Source organism: Aerococcus sp. L_32, from assembly GCF_050689315.1.
Genome location: NZ_JBOEQF010000924.1, coordinates 1 through 732 on the forward strand (window position 1 = coordinate 1; position 732 = coordinate 732).

The 732-nt window shown below is 38.3% G+C and carries 1 protein-coding gene; it reads right to left on the reverse strand.

What is annotated here, in order from left to right:
- Positions 1-146 precede the first annotated feature (146 nt).
- On the reverse strand, positions 147-732 hold a 586-nt coding region (locus ACRCJ0_RS17390), incomplete at its 5' end, for a V-type ATP synthase subunit E (protein ID WP_431391408.1).

Sequence of the window (732 nt, forward strand, 5' to 3'; positions counted from 1 at the left end):
CGTAGGGCAGCAAATACATCTTCAAGGGAGTTGGCACGTAAAAGTGCGTCATAGTCTTCTTTTGCTAGCAAACTACTTTCTTTTACACGAATGGTTGTATCCAGTTGTGCATATGTAGCGTTTGGCATTGCTGTCACTCCCCTCTCTTAGAATGCTTGTTTCACTAATTTTGGCGCTAATGCTTTTTTCTTTTGTTCAATGATTGATTCAAAAGTAAAGTTGTAGTCCACTTCTTCGTTACTTAAAACAAAACCTGAACGCTTAGGAAGGAAAGTGTCATCTAATTGAATAGATGGGTTTAAGGCTTTCACTTGGTCAGCGTCGAATTGGTGTTGGCTGAATTCACCTACTGTTAACGTAAGGTTCTCAGTGCCTACTACTTGGTCTAAAGCGCCTTTAATAAAACTAGTAAACTCTTCGCTTGATAATTGTTGTAATTCAACAATAGCTTGGTGGTAGACTTTTTCTAGTAAGGCTTGTTTGGCTTGTAATTTTTCATTACGTAAGACGTTTAAGTAGCTTTGTTTTTGTGTTTGTAATTTTCTAGCTTCAGCGTTTTCGATGTGTTGCTTTTCAGTCGCAATTTGCTCATCGTTTCGCGCTTTGGCTTTGTTGATTTCTTCATTCGTTTCAGCTTCAAATGCCGCTAATGATGCTTTTTCTTCGTTTTCAGCATTGGCTAGTACTTGATCGACTAAAGTTTGAATATCTGCCATTCGACTAATCCTCCTT